This window comes from Chloroherpetonaceae bacterium, from assembly GCA_025056565.1.
In the GTDB taxonomy this organism is placed as follows: domain Bacteria; phylum Bacteroidota; class Chlorobiia; order Chlorobiales; family Thermochlorobacteraceae; genus Thermochlorobacter.
On the sequence record JANWWA010000006.1, the window covers coordinates 120,165 to 136,894 of the forward strand.

Below are 16,730 nucleotides of genomic sequence, written 5' to 3' on the forward strand. Positions count from 1 at the left end.
TTAAGCCTGCTGCGGTTGAACGCTTGGCGCACTGGGCGTACTCTGTGCATTCATCATTTTGATGAGTTCGACCAATTCTTGCTTTCCTGCATCGGTTAGCTCTACAACATTTTTTTCCAAGAATCGGAACAGTTCAGGATGCCGCTTGATATTGTTCGTGAAGTTGTTGTCGTAGATTCCCATCTCTTTGCAATCGCTGCGCACTTGCTTGAGGTTACCCAAGAAGCGTCCAGAAATCAGTGCGCCAGCCAGACAGTTAAGCAGCACGGCGTTCAGTTGCGCTTTGGCTTTCTTTTCTTCGCCCACATTATTGTAGAGGCGCATGACACTTTCTTCGCCAATTGCGAAGAGTGAACGCACACTTACATCGGTAAGCGCTGCAGACTCTAAGAAAGCCCTCACATTTTCAATACTTGGCTTTCCCGTAATTTCAACTTTTCTTCCAGCTACGGCTGCGCTGCTCCCCTTTCTACGCCCTCTTTTTTTTCGCTTAATTTTCGGTGCAGCAATTTCGACTTCACTTTTTTTTGGTCGCCCTCTGCGCACGGCTGGCATCACTTCTGGCTTTGCCGCTGCTTCTTTTATCCCATTCATCATCTCGCTCTTTAGGACATCTTCTATCATCTTGAAGACAAATGGGCGTTCGCTTTCGCTGCACTCTGCTCCGATGCGCTTAATATCTTCAATTAACGCCAGTAATCGTGTGTAGTTCATTGTCAAGGTGTCTTGTTTGTCCTTTCTAAGTTACTTGTTTCTCTCTGCTCTGTCGCTTATTTCGCGACGCGTGCAAAATAAACAAACTAAGCGAAAAAGAAAATTTTTTGTGCGTCAGTAACACACTTGATTTCTTCCATTTTGTTTCGCTTGATAGAGCTTTTCATCGGCTGCGGAGAGCATCTTCTCGAAATTCGGGTAGTTTATGTCAGCACAGATACCAATGCTCATTGTAGCCTTGAGGTCTGGATGAATGCGTTTCCAATCGTAGCTCTCGACACACTTGCGAATGTGTTCAGCAAGCTGTTTTGCTTCTTCCAGACTGGTATCAGGAAAGACCGCCACAAACTCCTCACCGCCGTAACGGGCAACCACATCTCCTGCTCGCACTGAAGACTGCCAGATGCGGGCAACGGCTTTGATCACCTCATCGCCAACTTGATGTGAAAAGCGGTCGTTAATTTTTTTGAAAAAGTCAATATCACCAATTGCAACGGCTAGCGCTCGATTGTGATGACGTGCTTCATCAAAAATTTTCTCCAGCGTCTGGTCTAAGTAGCGTCGATTATAGATACCACTTAGCCCATCGGTGATGGCTTGGTGCTCCAGCTTTGCGTTTGCTGCCGCCAGCTCTTCTTGGGTTTGAAGCAGTTTCTCTTGCGTGCTATCGCCAATGCGCGTAATTTTCATTGCTTGGCGCAAAAGATGACGATACTCGTCAGCCAATTTTTGATACTCCTCAAAGAGCCTTTCTCGCGAAATCTCTTGGTCTGCCAGTATGGCTTCGGAGTGTTTTAGCACATCCAGCTCCGCTTTGAAAATTTCCTCAATGTCTCGAGCTTGCTTAGACTTTTCAGGCATATCATTTAGCAGAAACACTGTTATTTGTATGCAATCACTTTGAAAGGTAGCGTTAGGTGCTCAGCAAATTCTTCCCCTGTCTCTTGCATCTGTTCATCGGCTTCGTTATGATACCACTTTACTTCTACCTTTTTACCCTCTTTGTATGCTTTTTCGAACATGCGTAAAATGTTCAAGATGCATTTCGAAGAGCTGGTGTTAAAGTATTGCAAGCGGAACGAGAGTGTTGCGCCCTGTCCTGATTTGAAATATGCATCAAGCCAATCCATAATTGGCTGATAGAATTCCAGAGCGGACTCTGGGTAAGACTGTCCAGAGATTTCCAGTTGCCCCGTTTCTGCGTTGAACATCACACTGGGTGTCGTCTTAGTGCCTGCAATCGTTAGGTGATTCATACTGTTTTGTGAATGATGATGTTAAGAATGAAGAAGGCCAGTTTATCGCTGATGTTTGTAATCAAAAACTCCGCTTTTTCATCGGATTTACGAATCATATCAATTAGCCCTAAGCCTGCACCTTTGCTACCTTTGGGCGGCTCTTGCATTCGGCGCTGCTGATGAAGTGCTTTCAGCTCTTCGCGCGACATTTCAACAAGCGATTGGCAATACCGCCTGATTTCATCGGCTTTCTCCCGCTCAATCGCATTACCTGAAGTGATTACAAAACTTTTTTCATTTTCGCGGATGACGATTATTCCTACGCCCACCTCCTTGCCATCGCCACGCACTTCTTTCTCTGCCGAGTAGTAAAGAATGTTTTGTGCCATCTCGACAAAGACGGAAAACATTTTCTGCACCTTGCTATCGTGCCCTTGCTGCAGCTTGACCAGCTCTCCAAGCTGAACAAGCAATTCCTGCGAAAATGCACCTTTGAACGTCATTAGCACGCGTGCGCTGGAGATACGCTGGTAGAACTCGAAAATCTCCTGAATGCCAAACTGCGATGAATTCATTTGCGGCACGAAGCGGTTTTGAGTTCAGAGAGCCTTTGAAGATATGGCTTTTTCAGACAATTCGGATTCCCACGACGGTAATGTCATCGCGCTGAGGCTCACTGCCTTGATGACGCCGCAATTCTTCTTCTAAAATTTGGAGCTGCGTTTCAACAGGCTTACTGGCAATAAATTTCAGGAGTTCTTTCAAGCGCTTTGCTGCAAACACGCGCAACTGTGAATCGGGCTGGTCCGCATAGCCGTCGGTGGTCAGGTAAAGCATAGTGCCTCTTTCCAGTTCAAGTTGATGCTCTGTGTATCGGCGCTCTGCTTCTCGCTGCCAGCCACCAATTGAGGATTTATCCGGCTTAATTTCGTAAAGTTCGCCATGTCGCACATAGTAAAGTGGGCGACGCGCCCCCGCAAAACAAACGATATACTTGTCAGGCTCTGCACTTGGCTGCATTACAACTATTCCCACATCCATTCCGTCTTGACTAGCCCCAATCTCATCTGTTTGGTTTAAGGCTCGGCGCACCAATCGATGCAATTCCTCCAAAATTCTTGCAGGGCTCAAGATGCGCCTTTCAATTACAATTTCGCCTAAGAGCGACTCCCCTATCGCTGACATAAATGCGCCGGGCACTCCATGCCCTGTGCAATCAGCGACAGCAAAAATAATTTTTCCCCCTTCTTCATGAAACCAGTAGAAATCGCCCGAGACAATGTCACGCGGTTTGTAAAGAATGAAATGCTCGGGTAAGTGTGCCTTCAGCCGCTCTCGGTCAGGCAAAATTGCCATCTGAATTGTCTTGGCATATTCAATGCTAGCCGTAATGTTTCGGTTTTTTTCCTCCAGCTCATCTTTTTGCCGCTGAATTTCCTCATTTTTTCGACGCAGCTCGAGCGTGGCTTCTCGCACTTTAGCTTCCAGCTCTCGATTCCGCGCTTCAATTGCTTTTATGCGTTGCTTGTAGCCACCATAACTTATTGCTCCTACACCCACTACCCCAAGAATGATGGTAAGTGATTGAAACCACAATGTTTTCCAAAATGGCGGCACAATTTCCAGCTTAATGCTTGTACCCTGCTCATCCCAGACCCCATCGGGGCCTGCTGCTTTCACATAAAAGGTGTACTCGCCGGGCTCTAAGTTGGTGTAGGTGGCTTCTCGGCGCGCCCCTGCGTAGTTCCAGTTCTTGTCGAATCCCTCGAGCTTGTAAGCGTATTGATTCCGATTCTGTTCGTAGTATGCCAGTGCTGAGTATTCAATTGCGAATTTGTTGTATTTGTAAGGCAGCACAATTTTCTCGCTTGCTGAAATAATGCTATCGCGCTCTGTATCGCCAACGGTTTCTTTGACAGCTACACCTGTGATAATAATTGGTGGCTTGTAAGACTTCTCGCGGAATCCTTCAGGCGAAAAGCTGGTAATGACGCCAATTCCACCAAAGTAAAGGTAGCCGCTTGCGCCTTTGTGGCTAGCTGGCAGCTCAAATTGCTGCAGCTGTGTGTTTCTTAACCCAAACTGCACCCCACTGAGTGCATCATAATTGCGGAACGCTAAGGCTTTCGCAATTCCGTCTTCGCTCTCCGCAGCAGGTAAAACTTTGGTAATGCTTTTGCGCGTCTTAAGCCATAAGAACCCTTCACTATCCTCCAAGATGCTGTAGACAATGTCACTTGCTAAGCCATCACGCTCGCGGAAAGCCGTGAAAGTTTTTCCATCGTCTGCTGTCTTGCACAGTCCGCCGCCATCTGTGCCTACCCAAATTGTCCCTGTTGAATCTTGATGAATCGCCCAGACTACATTGGAAGATAAACTCTTTGAGTTCTGTGGTTCATTCAGCATCTGTGTAAAGGTTTTCCCCTCATCTGAGGTCTTGCACAGTCCACCGCCATTTGTGCCAATCCAAATTGTTCCATCACGGCTTTCGAAAATGGTGTTAATCACATTGCTGGACAGGCTTTGAGACTTGTTTGGATTACTTTTGAAGACCGTCATTTTCCCACCTCTGTTTGTGTCGAGCTTATTGGCTTTACTTAGCAGACACAAACCATTTTTCGTGCCTATCCAAAGATTCCCTTTTCGGTCTTCACAAAGTGCCGTAATTTCATTGCTGCAAAGTCCACTTGGATTGTCGGGGTAATGAAAAAAGTATCGCAGGCTGCCTTTCTCTTTGGCTTGCAAGCATAAACCGCTGGTTGTGCCAATCCATAGCATTCCTGCTTTATCGCGCAGTAGTGCCGTAATGTAAGCCGTTTCGAGATTGATTGTTGCGGGTTCTTCTTTTTTCTTAGCTCGCTTGCCTCTTGGAGGTGTGCGTTTTTTAGGCTTTTTTTGCTCCTCTTCATCTTTGCCTACCTGCAAGCGCCGATACACCCTTGCTTCAGGCAAGTAACGATAAAGCCCACCATCGGTTGTGCCCACCAGCAGCGTTTCATCAGGTTCTTCCCAAATTGCTGAGACTTTTCGCACCACCAGCTTTTCACCTCGCTTTGGATTGACTGCAATTGCCTCAAACTTAGCGCTGCCGCTTGGATTGCAGAGATAGACACCGCCGCTTACTGTGCCAATCCAGAGCAAGCCTGCTCGGTCGTGATAGAGCGCAAGAATCTGGTTGTCAGTCAAGCCTAAGGCAGGACCGTAATTTCGCCAATCCTTTTTGTCTCGTGTTTTTGCATTGAACAGCCAAAGCCCTCCATTTTCTGTGCCAATCCACACTCGGTTTGAATTCGGCTCGCAAACCACTGCTGGAAAAGTTTTAATACGCTCGCCTAAGGTCGGAAAGTAAGTAATAAATTTCTCTGTCTTCGGGTTAAAGTAGCACAGCCCATTTGCAGTGCCAACCCACACATTACCGAACCGGTCAATTGCAATGGAGAGCACGGTATCGCTGCTGATTGAGTTTTTGTCGCTTGGGTCGTGCCTGTAAGTTTTAAATGACACACCACCGTTGTCAGATCGTGCCAGTCCGCCACGTGTGCCCACCCACATCGTGCCCAGACTGTCGAAGCAAAGTGCTGTAATAGCATTGTCTGGCAATGATTCTGCATTGCGTTTTTCGTGCTGAAAGTTCAGAAAAGTCTCGCCGCCATCTATCGTCTTGCATAGACCGTTTTGTGTGCCAATCCATACCGCACCCCAGCGGTCTTCGCCGATTGCTGTAATGTCTTCATTTACAAGGCTGTTCGAGCGACGTATATCTGGCAAAATTGTTTTGAATGACAGGCCGCCGTTCTCACTTTTGGCTAAGCCACTCGGCGTGCCGACCCAGAGCGTGCCGTTTCGGTCGCAATGCAAGGCTTGGATAATGTCGCTAGGAATGGTCTTGGGGTCTTGTGCATCGTAGCGATAGATGGTAAAGGTGTAGCCATCGAAGCGGTTCAGGCCGTCGTTTGTGCCAATCCAGATAAAACCTCGCTTATCTTGCGCTATGCAATTCACTCGGCTTTGCGATAGCCCACGTCCCGTGCTAAACTGCTCAAATTTGAGCTTGAGCTCTTGTGCCCACAGTGCAGTGCACCCTGCTTCCCAGAACACAATAAACAAGGTAAGGTGACAGACTTGTCTCATTTTGCCCCCTTTTGTTTTGTAGAGTGAAGAGGTTACCTGAAGTGCAGCAGGAAATGTCAATGCAGCAAAATTTGCAATTTTTTCTCAAATCCCAGTTTAAGAAAGTGTAAAGTGTGTACAACTGGACTGGGATACAGCTAAGCCTTGCCAATCAAAAAAATTGGTCAAAATTGGTGTGTCGCCCGAGAAACGATTTTCTGCGGTTTGGGGCTAAGGTGCTGAGCACTACTACTTTTTAAGACGCATTCTCCCGAGAGCTGTGGTATTAGCTCTCCGCATTGCTGCCCTTTTCTCAACCTTGAGAGAGGCGTGCACAATGTGCTTAGTCGCTTAGCTTTGCTTGTAGGTATGCAATAAAATCACTGATAACGATCCAAAGAGAATTTTTCGCCCAAGTAGAGCCGCCGTGCTTCCTCGTCTTCTGCCAGCTGCATCGCCGTGCCTTGTTTGAGAATTGCGCCGTCATACATTAGGTAGGCGCGGTCAGTAATAGAGAGTGTCTCGTGCACATTGTGGTCAGTAATCAGCACGCCGATATTGCGCTGTTTGAGACTTGCAACGGTGCGCTGAATGTCTTCAACCGCAATCGGGTCAACGCCAGCGAAGGGTTCATCTAAGAGAATAAACTTCGGCTCAATTGCAAGGGCACGTGCAATTTCCGTGCGACGTCGCTCCCCTCCTGACAAAGCATAGCCTGGTGTGTGACGAATGTGTGCGATGTTAAATTCTTCTAATAGCTGCTCAGTGCGCTCTTTTTGTTCCTTCTTGGAGAGAGAAGAAAATTGCAAAATGCCTAAAATGTTTTCTTCGACCGTCAGCTTGCGGAAAACCGACGGCTCTTGCGGCAAGTAGCCAATGCCCAGTCTTGCCCGCTTATACATCGGTTCTTTGGTAATCTCTCGCTCGTCCAAAAAGACTTTTCCTCCATCTGGCTTGATGAAGCCCACGAACATATAGAACGTGGTGGTTTTTCCCGCACCATTTGGTCCCAGTAGCCCCACCACTTCACCTTGATGCACTTCCAGTGAAGAATCCTTTACAACGGCACGTCCTTTATAGACTTTCCTTAGACCCTTTGAACTTAGTTTTGCCATTGGCTGAATTCGGTAGTCCTTTGTTTGTGTTTTCTGGCTGTTTTACGCAATTTATTTCTTACAGTTTGAGCTTTGTTTGCTTTTGCTACTAAGCATGCTGGCACTCGTTTCGTTCTTGCAAGCAGCCTTGCCTGCTCATTAGCATTTTGCCTTACCACTCTCCTCTTTTTCGCCGACCGTTCCCTCACCAAATTCGCCACACTCAATTTCCGTTTAGGTTTTCCCGTGCAAAATTCTTAACATTCGGCAGCACGCCACCATAGCGTAGCGACCCAAATCACAGGGCAAGATTTGCACGCTTGCTAAATTTAGAGGCGCAAGTATTGGTTGATGTCATCTGGGTTTACTGCCGATGCCAAAGTTAATACCTTACAACGGTCATTTTCCAGTCATTCACGAGAGTGTCTTCTTGTGTGAAGGGGTAGTGGTCGTGGGAGATGTGGTCATTGACCGAGATAGCAGCGTTTGGTTTAATTCAGTGGTGCGCGGTGATGTGTGTTCCATTCGCATTGGCGCACGCACCAACATCCAAGACAACTCCACGCTTCACGTTACACACGACACAGGCCCACTCTACATCGGCAACGATGTTACGATTGGTCATCGTGCCATGCTCCATGCTTGCACTGTTCACGACTTTGCGCTGATTGGGATGGGCGCTGTGCTGCTTGATGGCTGCGTGGTAGAATCATACAGTATGGTTGCAGCTGGCGCGGTGGTGCGGCCGAATTTTGTAGTGCCCTCTGGTATGCTGGTAGCTGGTGTGCCCGCTAAGGTCATTCGTCCCCTCACGGATGCGGAACGCGCCCAGATTGTTGAATCTTCTCAAAACTACTTGCGCTATGTCCAGACTTATCGCAAGAGCAACGTTTCGTTCGAAATTGCAAGGCCTTTTAGTTTAACTAATGAATGTAGAACTCCTTGAGCAACAATGAACCAGACTGTTCGGGCGCCTAAACGCATCTCTAATAACTTCTTCTCCTACGGCAATGGTATCTTCCGCGTCAGCGGCTCTGAAATGGCACTATGTGCTTACTTGGTTGAGACTTCAGAAGGACTTATCCAAGTTCACACCGTGCCTGAGCTTTTCAAAACTTACTTCCCGCATCTCAAGAAACTGCCTATTGCTGCAGTGGTTGGTGCCCCAGTTGTCAATCAATTAGGCGATACGCACACTGGCTATGAATTTGAACTCTGGACTGCCCGCTTTTTGGACTTTGCCAAGCCGCATCGTCTGAAATTCATTGGTGAGGAAGCGCACCTCAAAACGCTCTATCAACGCCTTGAAATCACGATGAATGGCGATTTTGTGCATGATGAATTTGGCAACAAGCAAGCGAAGTTTGTGCCACGCCGCTGGGTCGATGAAGTCTTTGATTGGCAACCCACGCTCAATGGCTACTCGTTTGGCAATGTTACGATTGACACCTCTAATCCCCATGCGGTTCGCATCTACGACAAGGGCAAACTGATCTTTGATGGTGAGCAATACCCTGTAAGCAGCGGTGCGACGACGGGTGCGCTCTATGTAGATATGCTTCTCTCGCAAGTCGAGCCTTTCAAGTGGGACCCAAATAGACTGGGCTTAATTGTAGGTGGCAATGGCATCGGCACGAAGCCCGGCGTAACCAGCAATTTTATCGTGTTCTTTGCTGACCGCTTGATTTGGATTGACCCGCCTGCTCGCTGCTACGAAAAAGCTGCTCAGCTTGGCATCAACCCTGACTATTTGACAGAAGTAATGATTACGCATTGCCACGAAGACCATATTGAGGGCTTCAGCGGACTTTTGCAGCGCAAAATCGACCGCAAAGAGCGCTTGGTATTGCTTAGCACGCCGCCCATCTACACGCAGCTTAAAGCAATTTTCAATCCAGTGTTTGGCAGCGACATTTCTGCACATATTGATTTCAAAGATCTGACCGACCGCCACATCTCGGAAAACTACTACGGTTGCTGTATTGACATTCGGGAAAATTACCATCCGATTCCAACCTTTGGGCTGCGTCTTAGTTACAATGGTCGCACCATCGGCATCTCTGGCGATGTGCTCTACTCACGCCGACTTTTGGAAGCACGCTTGAAAAATGGCTCTATTGACCAAGAGCAATATGAAAAACTTTCGCCGCAATGGTTTGCAAACTGCGAAATTCTGCTGCACGACACAACGGTTTCGCGCGACCCTGTGCATACAGACTTGGAAGACGTAGAGGAATTGGCGCAAGACATTCCACACGTGAAGACCTTTGGCTATCACTTTGGCGTACGCTTTGAGTCTGACTATGTCAAGCCGACACAATTTGGCGACCGCTTCTAACCTACTTCCGCCTCAGTGCTCTGCTGCTAAATCAGCCAAATCGTCCGTTTCCAAATAGCCAATTTTCTTGCGTCCGCCGCTTTTGTTTTGCGAATACTCTATCTTCAAACAAGGCAAGCTTTGACTTGCCCCTAACTTTAACCTTTACTGCTATGACGAAGTTTGGTGAAATCTTACGCGCAAAAAAGTTGAAGATTGCTCAGGTGAGCGAATTGACTGGGTTGTCCGAATCCTATCTCAACGAATTGGTCAATCGCTCTGTTGAGAATCTCACGGTCAAAGAAGCCGTTGCGCTGGCGCATGCGGTTGAGATGTCGGCTGATGAGTTTATGAAGCAGGTCAAGCCGTCACTCATCAAGACCCCGCCACCGCTTCGCTCACAAGCAGCACAGCAAAGTGGCACAGATGAAACGCCACGCCGACCGCAAAGCCTTAGCAACCGGGCGTAACTTGGCACTAAGCTCTCTGCTTTGCGTCGGAACTGCAAGGAGAGCTTTCTATGTTTGGCACTGAAATTTTGTTTTCTGCAACCCTTTGGCAATTCTGCAAGGAGCGTGTAGTATGAATCCCAAGAAATCTAAAGCGCTGCTGGTGGTCGCTGCCCTGTATATTGTCTCGCAGGTCCTGCTTTTTCTCACCGTTGGCAAAGACCTCGAGCTGATTTTGCTCTCGCTCGGCATTTTTCTTGCCATCGTAGTTAGCATTTTTGCGATTGATTTTAGCAACCTGCAAATCGGTCGCCCAATTGTCGAGAGCGTCTCTATGCGCCGTGCCCGTCAGCCCAAAGAAGTTCAAGAGCGAATGCTTCGTGAAGGCTACAAAATTGATGAGGAGTTTTTGCGTCCCAAGCGCTTTACGCTTTACGATAAGCCTTCCTTGAAACCTAAGCCTGCCCCTGTTACACCAGTTGAGCCGATTAATGGCACGGCTGAGGCAGAACTTTCGCCGATTGAAAAGTTTGAGAAAGCACTGCTCAGTCAAGCCCCAATGTTTGGTGGACTGGAAAAACTGCGTGACACGGTCAACTCAATGGAAGAGACGCGCTTGCTCTTGATGCTCAAGCGAATGGGATACAAAGACATCACGGTTGAGCAGGTGCGCATTTCAATTGAGAAACTTATCGCCAAAGCCAACACGCCAGAAGAAAGCACCCCTGAGACGAATTACCGTCCTAAAATCTCACTCAATACGGCAGATTTCTATGATTACATCAAACGCTGTATGAGCGGTAACGATCAAGAATCGCTTCGTCAAGGGCCGCCACCAATTATGGGCATGGAAATTTTGTCTCAAATTTCGCTGTCGCAGAATGGCGAGATTTCGCCACGCACATTAGCCCGCATGCGCGGCGTGCGACATGGCGGTGGTGTCAAGAAGTGTCAGCGCTGCCAGTTCTATGACGCTACTAATTCTATTTGCAATGCGATTTCCCTGCCTGTCGAACCGACGGACGTGTGCGACAACTGGACAGCCAATGCCGCTTACAGCGAATTTGAGTTTCGCCGTTAAACGTGCAATCGCTTCCTTTCCTCAGCAAGGCAAAAGTTAAACTTTACGCTCGGCTTCACGACAAGAAAATCCGTGATGCGGAGCGACTTTTTTTAGCTGAAGGCGAGCGCACAGTTCGGCAGCTTTTGCAGACCCTACCCAACCCCGATATGCTGGTTGCACTCTGCTTTAATGCAGCGCACTTGCCTGATACTGCTACCTTCTCGCCCTACCGACCGAAGCTGTTTTTGCTTTCTGCACACGATTTTGCTCGCCTTGCAGAGACACAAGAGCCTCAGCCTATTCTTGGCATTTTTCGCCAACCTTGCTTTACGATGGAGTCACTTCAGCTTCTTTCACACTCCTGCGCTTCCCGTTTGGTGATAGCTCTAAATGGTGTGCAAGATGCTGGCAATGTTGGCACGATTGTGCGCACCGCTGCTTGGTTTAATGTCCATGCGTTGCTGAGCGATACACAAACGGCTGATTTCTTTAGTCCGAAGGTCGTGCGTGCCAGCGCTGGCAGCTTGTTTGCGATGCCACTGGTTCGCAGCACGCACTTTCTGCAAGATTTGCATGCGCTCCAGCGGCTGGGCTATACGCTCTACGCTACCGTGCCGTCTGGCAAAGCTCTCTCTTCGCTTCACTTTTCTCCGCAAAGCCTTGTCATCATCGGTAGCGAAGCCAGCGGCATTGCGCCTGAGGTGCTGCAACTAGCTGACCAGACCATTTCCATTCGTGGTAACTGGCGCGCTGTCGAGTCGCTGAATGCGGCGGTGGCAGCTGGGATTATCATTGCTCGCTTTGCTGAGGCACTGGGGCTTCTCACTGCTTCCTCGTCTTAATCGACTGTTGGGCGTCCGATGCTGTAATACTCAAAGCCCATTTGCTTCATCTTGTGTGGGTCATAGACGTTTCGTCCATCGAAGATAAGCTTGCTACGCAAGTAGGCATGCATTTTGGCAAAATCTGGGTTTCGGAATTCATTCCACTCCGTTACAATCACCAGCGCATCGGCATCAACCAGTGCATCGTAGCATTTGGCTACAAAAGTGATTTTGCCCTCATAGAGCTTGCGCACATTATCCATCGCTTCGGGGTCAAATGCGGCAATGCTGGCGCCACGCTTTAAGAGTTCTTCAATGATAACCAGCGACGGCGCTTCACGAATGTCATCTGTATTTGGCTTAAAGGAAAGTCCCCACAAGGCAAATTTTTTGCCCCTGACATTTTCTGCTCCACCAAAGCGCCGGTCAATTTTTTCAACTAAAATGCGCTTTTGTGCCTCATTGACGGCTTCGACGGATTTTAGAATCTTAAAGTCGTAGCCGTGTTCTTCTGCGGTCTTGATGATTGCCTTGACATCTTTCGGGAAGCAACTGCCGCCGTAACCTGTGCCGGCGTAGAGAAATTGCTTGCCAATGCGCGAGTCGGTGCCAATGCCGCGCCGCACATAGTCAACATTTGCTCCTACACGGTCGCAGATGTTAGAAATCTCGTTCATAAAGGAGACCCGAAGTGCAAGCATTGCATTCGCTGCGTATTTCGTCAGCTCGGCACTGCGCTCGTCCATTACCAGAATTGGATTACCTTGCCGCACAAAAGGCTCATAGAGCTGTTTCATTATGGCAATTGCTCGCTCTGATGAACTGCCAATGACCACGCGCTCCGGTTTTAGGAAGTCTTCGACTGCCACGCCTTCACGCAAAAACTCAGGGTTGCTTACTACGTCAAATTCGCTTTTCGCATATTGGGCCACGATACTGCGTACTTTTTCTGCCGTGCCTACTGGTACAGTGGACTTACACACGATGATTTTGTAGGACTTCACGAGCTTACCAATCTCTTCGGCAGCTTGCAGCACATACCTCAGGTCAGCCGAGCCATCTTCGCCCTGCGGTGTGGGCAGCGCAAGGAAAATTAGCTCAGCGTGGTCAACTGCCTCAGCAAGGTGCGTGGTGAATCTTAGTCGTCCTTCGCGCAGGTTGCGCTTGAAGAGCACCTCCAAGCCGGGTTCAAAAATTGTCAGCTCTCCACTCGAGAGGCGCTTGACTTTTTCTTCCACGATATCAACGCAGATAACGTCGTTACCCGTCTCTGCAAAGCAAGTTCCTGCCACGAGCCCCACATAGCCCGTGCCAACGATTGCAATTCTGAACATTGATGCTCCGTCTAAGTTTTTGAGGGCGCAAAGTTACGAAATTCTACTGTGCTCTTCAGCACTTCTTTCGGAGAGAGTACTGAGAGCCTGCATCATCGCCCGAAGTAAGTCCAGCTCAGCGTCAGCGTAAAGAAGGTCAGTGCAATGGCAAAGACACCATACCATCGTTTATACTCGTTTGGTGAGCAAGGGTATGCCAGCGGTCGGATGAACTTAGCAAGGTAGAACATCGTCGCAGCAAACTGCACCAGATAGAGCAGCAACTTTACCACTGTCCACACTGACCACCCAGCAAAGAACTGTGCCAGTGCCACCCCTGAGACAAACACGCCAAAGAAAGCGACATCTACCAGCTTTACCTCCAAGCGGATATATGCGCGCAGCAATTCAGCGTCCCGTGCGCCTGCGCTTTCATCAGTTAGCCGCGGCTCTAAGATGCGAACCACCAAGAGCGATGCGGCTACAGCTCCCAACCAGAGGGCAAAACAAACGACATGCACCAGTAGCAGTGCAGCATGCAGTCCTGCAGACATGACAGAGTAATCTTAAAGGCTAATCAATGCAGTTTGCCACTTCGAACTTGCGCTACCAAACCGAAGATTTTTAGGTTGCAGTGCATTTCGTATCTTTGCTGCCAATTTCACCAAAATCGCATCGCTTGGAAAACGCCACTTGCAATGCAAAATACTTTTCAGGCACTTCTTAGAAAACTTCCTGAAGCCACACTTCGCAAAGCCAAAGAATACGGTTTTTCTGACCTTCAACTTGCGCATATTTTCTCGGTCTCCCAAGCCGACATCCGCCAGCTTAGGGAGTATTACGGCATTGAGCCTGTCTATAAAACCGTTGACACATGTGCAGCCGAATTTGAAGCCCAAACTCCCTACTTTTATTCCACATATGAGGAGGAAAATGAATCCAAGCCCTCCAAGAAAAAGAAAATCATCATCTTAGGTGGCGGACCTAACCGCATCGGTCAAGGCATTGAGTTCGACTATTGCTGCGTGCAGGCTGTCTTTGCGCTCAAAGAAGCGGGCTATGAAACAATTATGATTAACTGCAATCCTGAAACTGTCTCAACAGATTACGATGTTGCCGACAAGCTTTACTTCGAGCCGCTAACTTTTGAAGACACGATGAACATCATTGAACACGAACAGCCTGTTGGCATTATTGTCAGCTTCGGTGGACAAACCCCTTTGCGGCTGACCACGCAACTGGCTCGTGCCGGCGTTCATATTTTAGGCACTTCGCCTGAAAGCATTGATATCGCTGAAGACCGCGAAAAGTTTGGCAAGTTGCTCGATGAGCTGGGTATTCCCCACCCTGCATATGGGGTTGCTTCCTCGTTTGAAGAAGCGCGACTTATCACAGAGCTGATTGGCTATCCAGTGCTGGTGCGTCCAAGTTATGTCTTAGGCGGGCGTGCGATGCAAATCATCTACAACGATGATTCTCTTAGGCGCTACATTGATGAAGCTTTGCAAGTTTCCGAAGAGCACCCTTTGCTGATTGACAAGTTCTTAGAACACGCCACTGAGTTTGATGTAGATGCAATTGCCGACGGAAAAGATTGCGTTGTAGCTGGGATTCTGCAGCATGTGGAAGCGGCTGGCGTGCACAGTGGCGACTCCACCTCTATCCTGCCTCCGCTCAATGTTTCCAAGCATGTGATAAAAACTATCAAGGAATACACACGCAGACTTGCAAAGGCATTGCGCGTGGTGGGCCTAATGAATGTGCAGTTTGCCGTGCAAGGTGAAGGCAAAGATGCGAAAGTTTTCGTGCTGGAGGTTAATCCGCGCGCCAGCCGCACCGTGCCGTTTGTAGCAAAAGCAACGGGTATGCCTCTTGTTAAAGCGGCCTGTCTTTTGATGGTGGGCGAAAAGCTCTCTAAGCTGAAAAAGAAGTTAGACCTTGAAGATTGTGACGACCTTGATTTGCCTTACATCTGCATCAAAGAGCCTGTTTTCCCCTTCTCGAAGTTCTTAAAATCAGGTGTCTATCTTGGCCCTGAAATGCGCTCCACGGGCGAGGTAATGAGTTTTGCCAAAACTTTCGGTGAAGCCTTTACCAAATCTGCACTGGCTGCAGGTAGCAAGCTGCCTACCAGTGGTACGGTTTTCGTGAGCGTCAATGATGCGCACAAGACGACCCATACTGCTGCAATTGTACGCCGCTACTATGACATTGGCTTCGATCTTATTGCCACTAGTGGCACTGCTGAATTTTTACGCAACTATGGATTGGAATGTAAAACCGTCTACAAAGTGGGTGAGGGGCGACCCAACATTTTTGACATTATTCGTATGGGACGGGTGCAGTTTGTCATCAATACACCGCTTGGCGAAAAAGCACGCTATGATGAAGAAGCCATCGGCACCGCTTCAATTCTCTCTGGCGTCCCATATGCGACCACGATTGAAGCCGCCGAAGCCGCTATTGCTGGCATTGAGCAGTTGCGCAAAGAAAAGTTTGGCGTCAAAAGCCTGCAAGAGTATCTCACCTATCGCAAAAAGCGTAAGAAGAAAAAGAAGTCCTAAGCCTTACTGTGCCTAAAGTCCACTACAAAGGCAGCGCAATCACCCCTCAGAAAAGACTCGGGCAAAACTTCTTGGTCGATGATAATTTGGCACGCAAAATCGTGGAAACCGCCCATTTATCTCGTGATGACCGTGTGCTTGAAATCGGTCCTGGTTTTGGTAGCCTGACTAAATATCTTGCCGAGCGACTTCCCCACTTTCTGGCTGTTGAAAAAGACCACACCCTTGCTGCTTTTATTCGCACGCATTACGCCCAAGTTCAACTCATAGAAGGCGACTTTCTGGATGTGTCTCTGGCTGCGCTATCACCCGACAAAAAGCTCAAGGTGCTGGGTAATATTCCTTACGCTATCACCTCACCGATTCTTTTCAAATTGCTTGATGAGCGTGCTGTGATTGAATCTGCAACGCTTATGGTGCAAGAGGAAGTGGCAAGGCGGCTTTTGGCAAAACCGTGCACCAAAGCGTATGGTATTTTGGCTGTGCAGTGCCAAGCGTTTGCCGACCTGCAGTATTGCTTCAAGGTGAAGCGTCGTGCTTTTAAGCCAATGCCAAATGTCGACAGCGCTGTGGTTCACTTCATTATGCGCCCCGACACAGGTATCCAGAACGAAGCCAAGTTTCGCCAGCTTGTGCGTGCCGCTTTTAGAATGCGGCGAAAAACCTTAGAGAACAATTTGAAAGATCTCTTTGACCTTCGCTACACCACCTTCAACTTAAAGCGACGCGCCGAAGAGCTGAGCGTTGCAGAGTTTATCCAACTTTCCGAAGAAGTAGAAGCATTAACCCCGCCCGCTCAGACAACTTTCGCTGCTAAACCTGAGCACCAAGACGATTGACTATGTCTCTTGCCCTTCAAAGGAGCAGACGCTATGTCCTGCGACCAGCACTCGGGGCAGAGTTAGCCATGTGCCCCGCGCCTCTACTACACCCTATCGATTCTATGCACTGGTCGCTTGTTACTGGCACGCTCTTTGCTCTAAATGTAGGGAGCGACAATGCGGTGCACTCAAGTTCTTCTGCACCGACTCGAAATGGTTCTTT

Annotated in this window: 15 protein-coding genes; 7 read left to right on the plus strand and 8 right to left on the minus strand. The window is 48.5% G+C overall.

Annotation, left to right across the window (positions count from 1 at the left end):
- From NZM05_06620 to lptB, 6 genes are all read right to left on the minus strand, one after another.
- Entirely contained in the window at positions 1 to 714 is a 714-nt protein-coding gene (locus NZM05_06620) for a hypothetical protein (protein MCS7013288.1), read from the minus strand.
- Positions 715 to 828: 114 nt separating this feature from the next.
- Positions 829 to 1,575: a diguanylate cyclase gene (locus NZM05_06625; GenBank protein ID MCS7013289.1), complete on the minus strand. Its 747-nt coding sequence runs from the start codon at positions 1,573 to 1,575 to the stop codon at positions 829 to 831.
- 20 nt (positions 1,576 to 1,595) lie between these two features.
- On the minus strand, positions 1,596 to 1,970 hold the full coding sequence (locus NZM05_06630) for a DUF1987 domain-containing protein (protein ID MCS7013290.1): 375 nt from the start codon (positions 1,968 to 1,970) through the stop codon (positions 1,596 to 1,598).
- Positions 1,967 to 2,527 (minus strand): SiaB family protein kinase, encoded by a 561-nt coding sequence (locus tag NZM05_06635; protein ID MCS7013291.1) that lies wholly within the window; start codon positions 2,525 to 2,527, stop codon positions 1,967 to 1,969. Before NZM05_06635 ends, NZM05_06630 begins: the two co-directional genes overlap by 4 nt.
- A gap of 52 nt (positions 2,528 to 2,579) precedes the next feature.
- Entirely contained in the window at positions 2,580 to 6,083 is a 3,504-nt protein-coding gene (locus NZM05_06640) for a SpoIIE family protein phosphatase (GenBank protein MCS7013292.1), read from the minus strand.
- A gap of 359 nt (positions 6,084 to 6,442) precedes the next feature.
- Positions 6,443 to 7,177, minus strand: coding sequence for an LPS export ABC transporter ATP-binding protein (lptB, locus tag NZM05_06645; protein MCS7013293.1), 735 nt, complete (start codon positions 7,175 to 7,177; stop codon positions 6,443 to 6,445).
- A 352-nt stretch (positions 7,178 to 7,529) separates the two neighbouring features.
- On the opposite strand from lptB, the gene NZM05_06650 reads away from it, so the two are divergent.
- From NZM05_06650 to NZM05_06670, 5 genes are all read left to right on the plus strand, one after another.
- Positions 7,530 to 8,102: a gamma carbonic anhydrase family protein gene (locus NZM05_06650; protein ID MCS7013294.1), complete on the plus strand. Its 573-nt coding sequence runs from the start codon at positions 7,530 to 7,532 to the stop codon at positions 8,100 to 8,102.
- A gap of 6 nt (positions 8,103 to 8,108) precedes the next feature.
- Positions 8,109 to 9,494 (plus strand): hypothetical protein, encoded by a 1,386-nt coding sequence (locus NZM05_06655; protein MCS7013295.1) that lies wholly within the window; start codon positions 8,109 to 8,111, stop codon positions 9,492 to 9,494.
- 152 nt (positions 9,495 to 9,646) lie between these two features.
- Entirely contained in the window at positions 9,647 to 9,943 is a 297-nt protein-coding gene (locus NZM05_06660; GenBank protein ID MCS7013296.1) for a helix-turn-helix transcriptional regulator, read from the plus strand.
- A gap of 112 nt (positions 9,944 to 10,055) precedes the next feature.
- Positions 10,056 to 11,003, plus strand: a complete 948-nt coding sequence (locus tag NZM05_06665) for a hypothetical protein (GenBank protein MCS7013297.1) — start codon at positions 10,056 to 10,058, stop codon at positions 11,001 to 11,003.
- Between the two features lie 2 nt (positions 11,004 to 11,005).
- The gene (locus NZM05_06670; GenBank protein MCS7013298.1) at positions 11,006 to 11,827 is read left to right on the plus strand and encodes an RNA methyltransferase; all 822 of its coding nucleotides are present in this window, start codon (positions 11,006 to 11,008) and stop codon (positions 11,825 to 11,827) included.
- Here NZM05_06670 and NZM05_06675 read toward each other — a convergent pair.
- Positions 11,824 to 13,143 carry a UDP-glucose/GDP-mannose dehydrogenase family protein gene (locus NZM05_06675; protein MCS7013299.1) on the minus strand — a complete coding sequence of 440 codons (1,320 nt, stop codon included), beginning with the start codon at positions 13,141 to 13,143 and terminating at the stop codon, positions 11,824 to 11,826. The genes NZM05_06670 and NZM05_06675 overlap by 4 nt on opposite strands.
- Positions 13,144 to 13,235: 92 nt before the next feature.
- Entirely contained in the window at positions 13,236 to 13,676 is a 441-nt protein-coding gene (locus tag NZM05_06680; GenBank protein ID MCS7013300.1) for a hypothetical protein, read from the minus strand.
- A gap of 144 nt (positions 13,677 to 13,820) precedes the next feature.
- Here NZM05_06680 and carB point away from each other — a divergent pair, with 144 nt between their 5' ends.
- Together carB and rsmA are read left to right on the plus strand one after the other, a co-directional pair.
- Positions 13,821 to 15,686, plus strand: coding sequence for a carbamoyl-phosphate synthase large subunit (gene carB, locus NZM05_06685; GenBank protein ID MCS7013301.1), 1,866 nt, complete (start codon positions 13,821 to 13,823; stop codon positions 15,684 to 15,686).
- Between the two features lie 8 nt (positions 15,687 to 15,694).
- Positions 15,695 to 16,525 (plus strand): 16S rRNA (adenine(1518)-N(6)/adenine(1519)-N(6))-dimethyltransferase RsmA, encoded by an 831-nt coding sequence (gene rsmA, locus NZM05_06690; protein MCS7013302.1) that lies wholly within the window; start codon positions 15,695 to 15,697, stop codon positions 16,523 to 16,525.
- Positions 16,526 to 16,730 lie beyond the last annotated feature (205 nt).

Excerpts from the sequence above, each read along its gene's own strand:
- NZM05_06665 (MCS7013297.1), top strand. The coding sequence starts at position 10,056 with ATGAATCCCAAGAAATCTAAAGCGCTGCTGGTGGTCGCTGCCCTGTAT.
- NZM05_06650 (MCS7013294.1), top strand. The coding sequence starts at position 7,530 with ATGCCAAAGTTAATACCTTACAACGGTCATTTTCCAGTCATTCACGAG.
- NZM05_06680 (MCS7013300.1), bottom strand. The coding sequence starts at position 13,676 with ATGTCTGCAGGACTGCATGCTGCACTGCTACTGGTGCATGTCGTTTGT.
- NZM05_06635 (MCS7013291.1), bottom strand. The coding sequence starts at position 2,527 with ATGAATTCATCGCAGTTTGGCATTCAGGAGATTTTCGAGTTCTACCAG.
- lptB (MCS7013293.1), bottom strand. The coding sequence starts at position 7,177 with ATGGCAAAACTAAGTTCAAAGGGTCTAAGGAAAGTCTATAAAGGACGT.
- NZM05_06640 (MCS7013292.1), bottom strand. The coding sequence starts at position 6,083 with ATGAGACAAGTCTGTCACCTTACCTTGTTTATTGTGTTCTGGGAAGCA.
- NZM05_06625 (MCS7013289.1), bottom strand. The coding sequence starts at position 1,575 with ATGCCTGAAAAGTCTAAGCAAGCTCGAGACATTGAGGAAATTTTCAAA.
- NZM05_06675 (MCS7013299.1), bottom strand. The coding sequence starts at position 13,143 with ATGTTCAGAATTGCAATCGTTGGCACGGGCTATGTGGGGCTCGTGGCA.
- NZM05_06660 (MCS7013296.1), top strand. The coding sequence starts at position 9,647 with ATGACGAAGTTTGGTGAAATCTTACGCGCAAAAAAGTTGAAGATTGCT.
- NZM05_06655 (MCS7013295.1), top strand. The coding sequence starts at position 8,109 with ATGAACCAGACTGTTCGGGCGCCTAAACGCATCTCTAATAACTTCTTC.
- carB (MCS7013301.1), top strand. The coding sequence starts at position 13,821 with ATGCAAAATACTTTTCAGGCACTTCTTAGAAAACTTCCTGAAGCCACA.
- NZM05_06630 (MCS7013290.1), bottom strand. The coding sequence starts at position 1,970 with ATGAATCACCTAACGATTGCAGGCACTAAGACGACACCCAGTGTGATG.
- NZM05_06620 (MCS7013288.1), bottom strand. The coding sequence starts at position 714 with ATGAACTACACACGATTACTGGCGTTAATTGAAGATATTAAGCGCATC.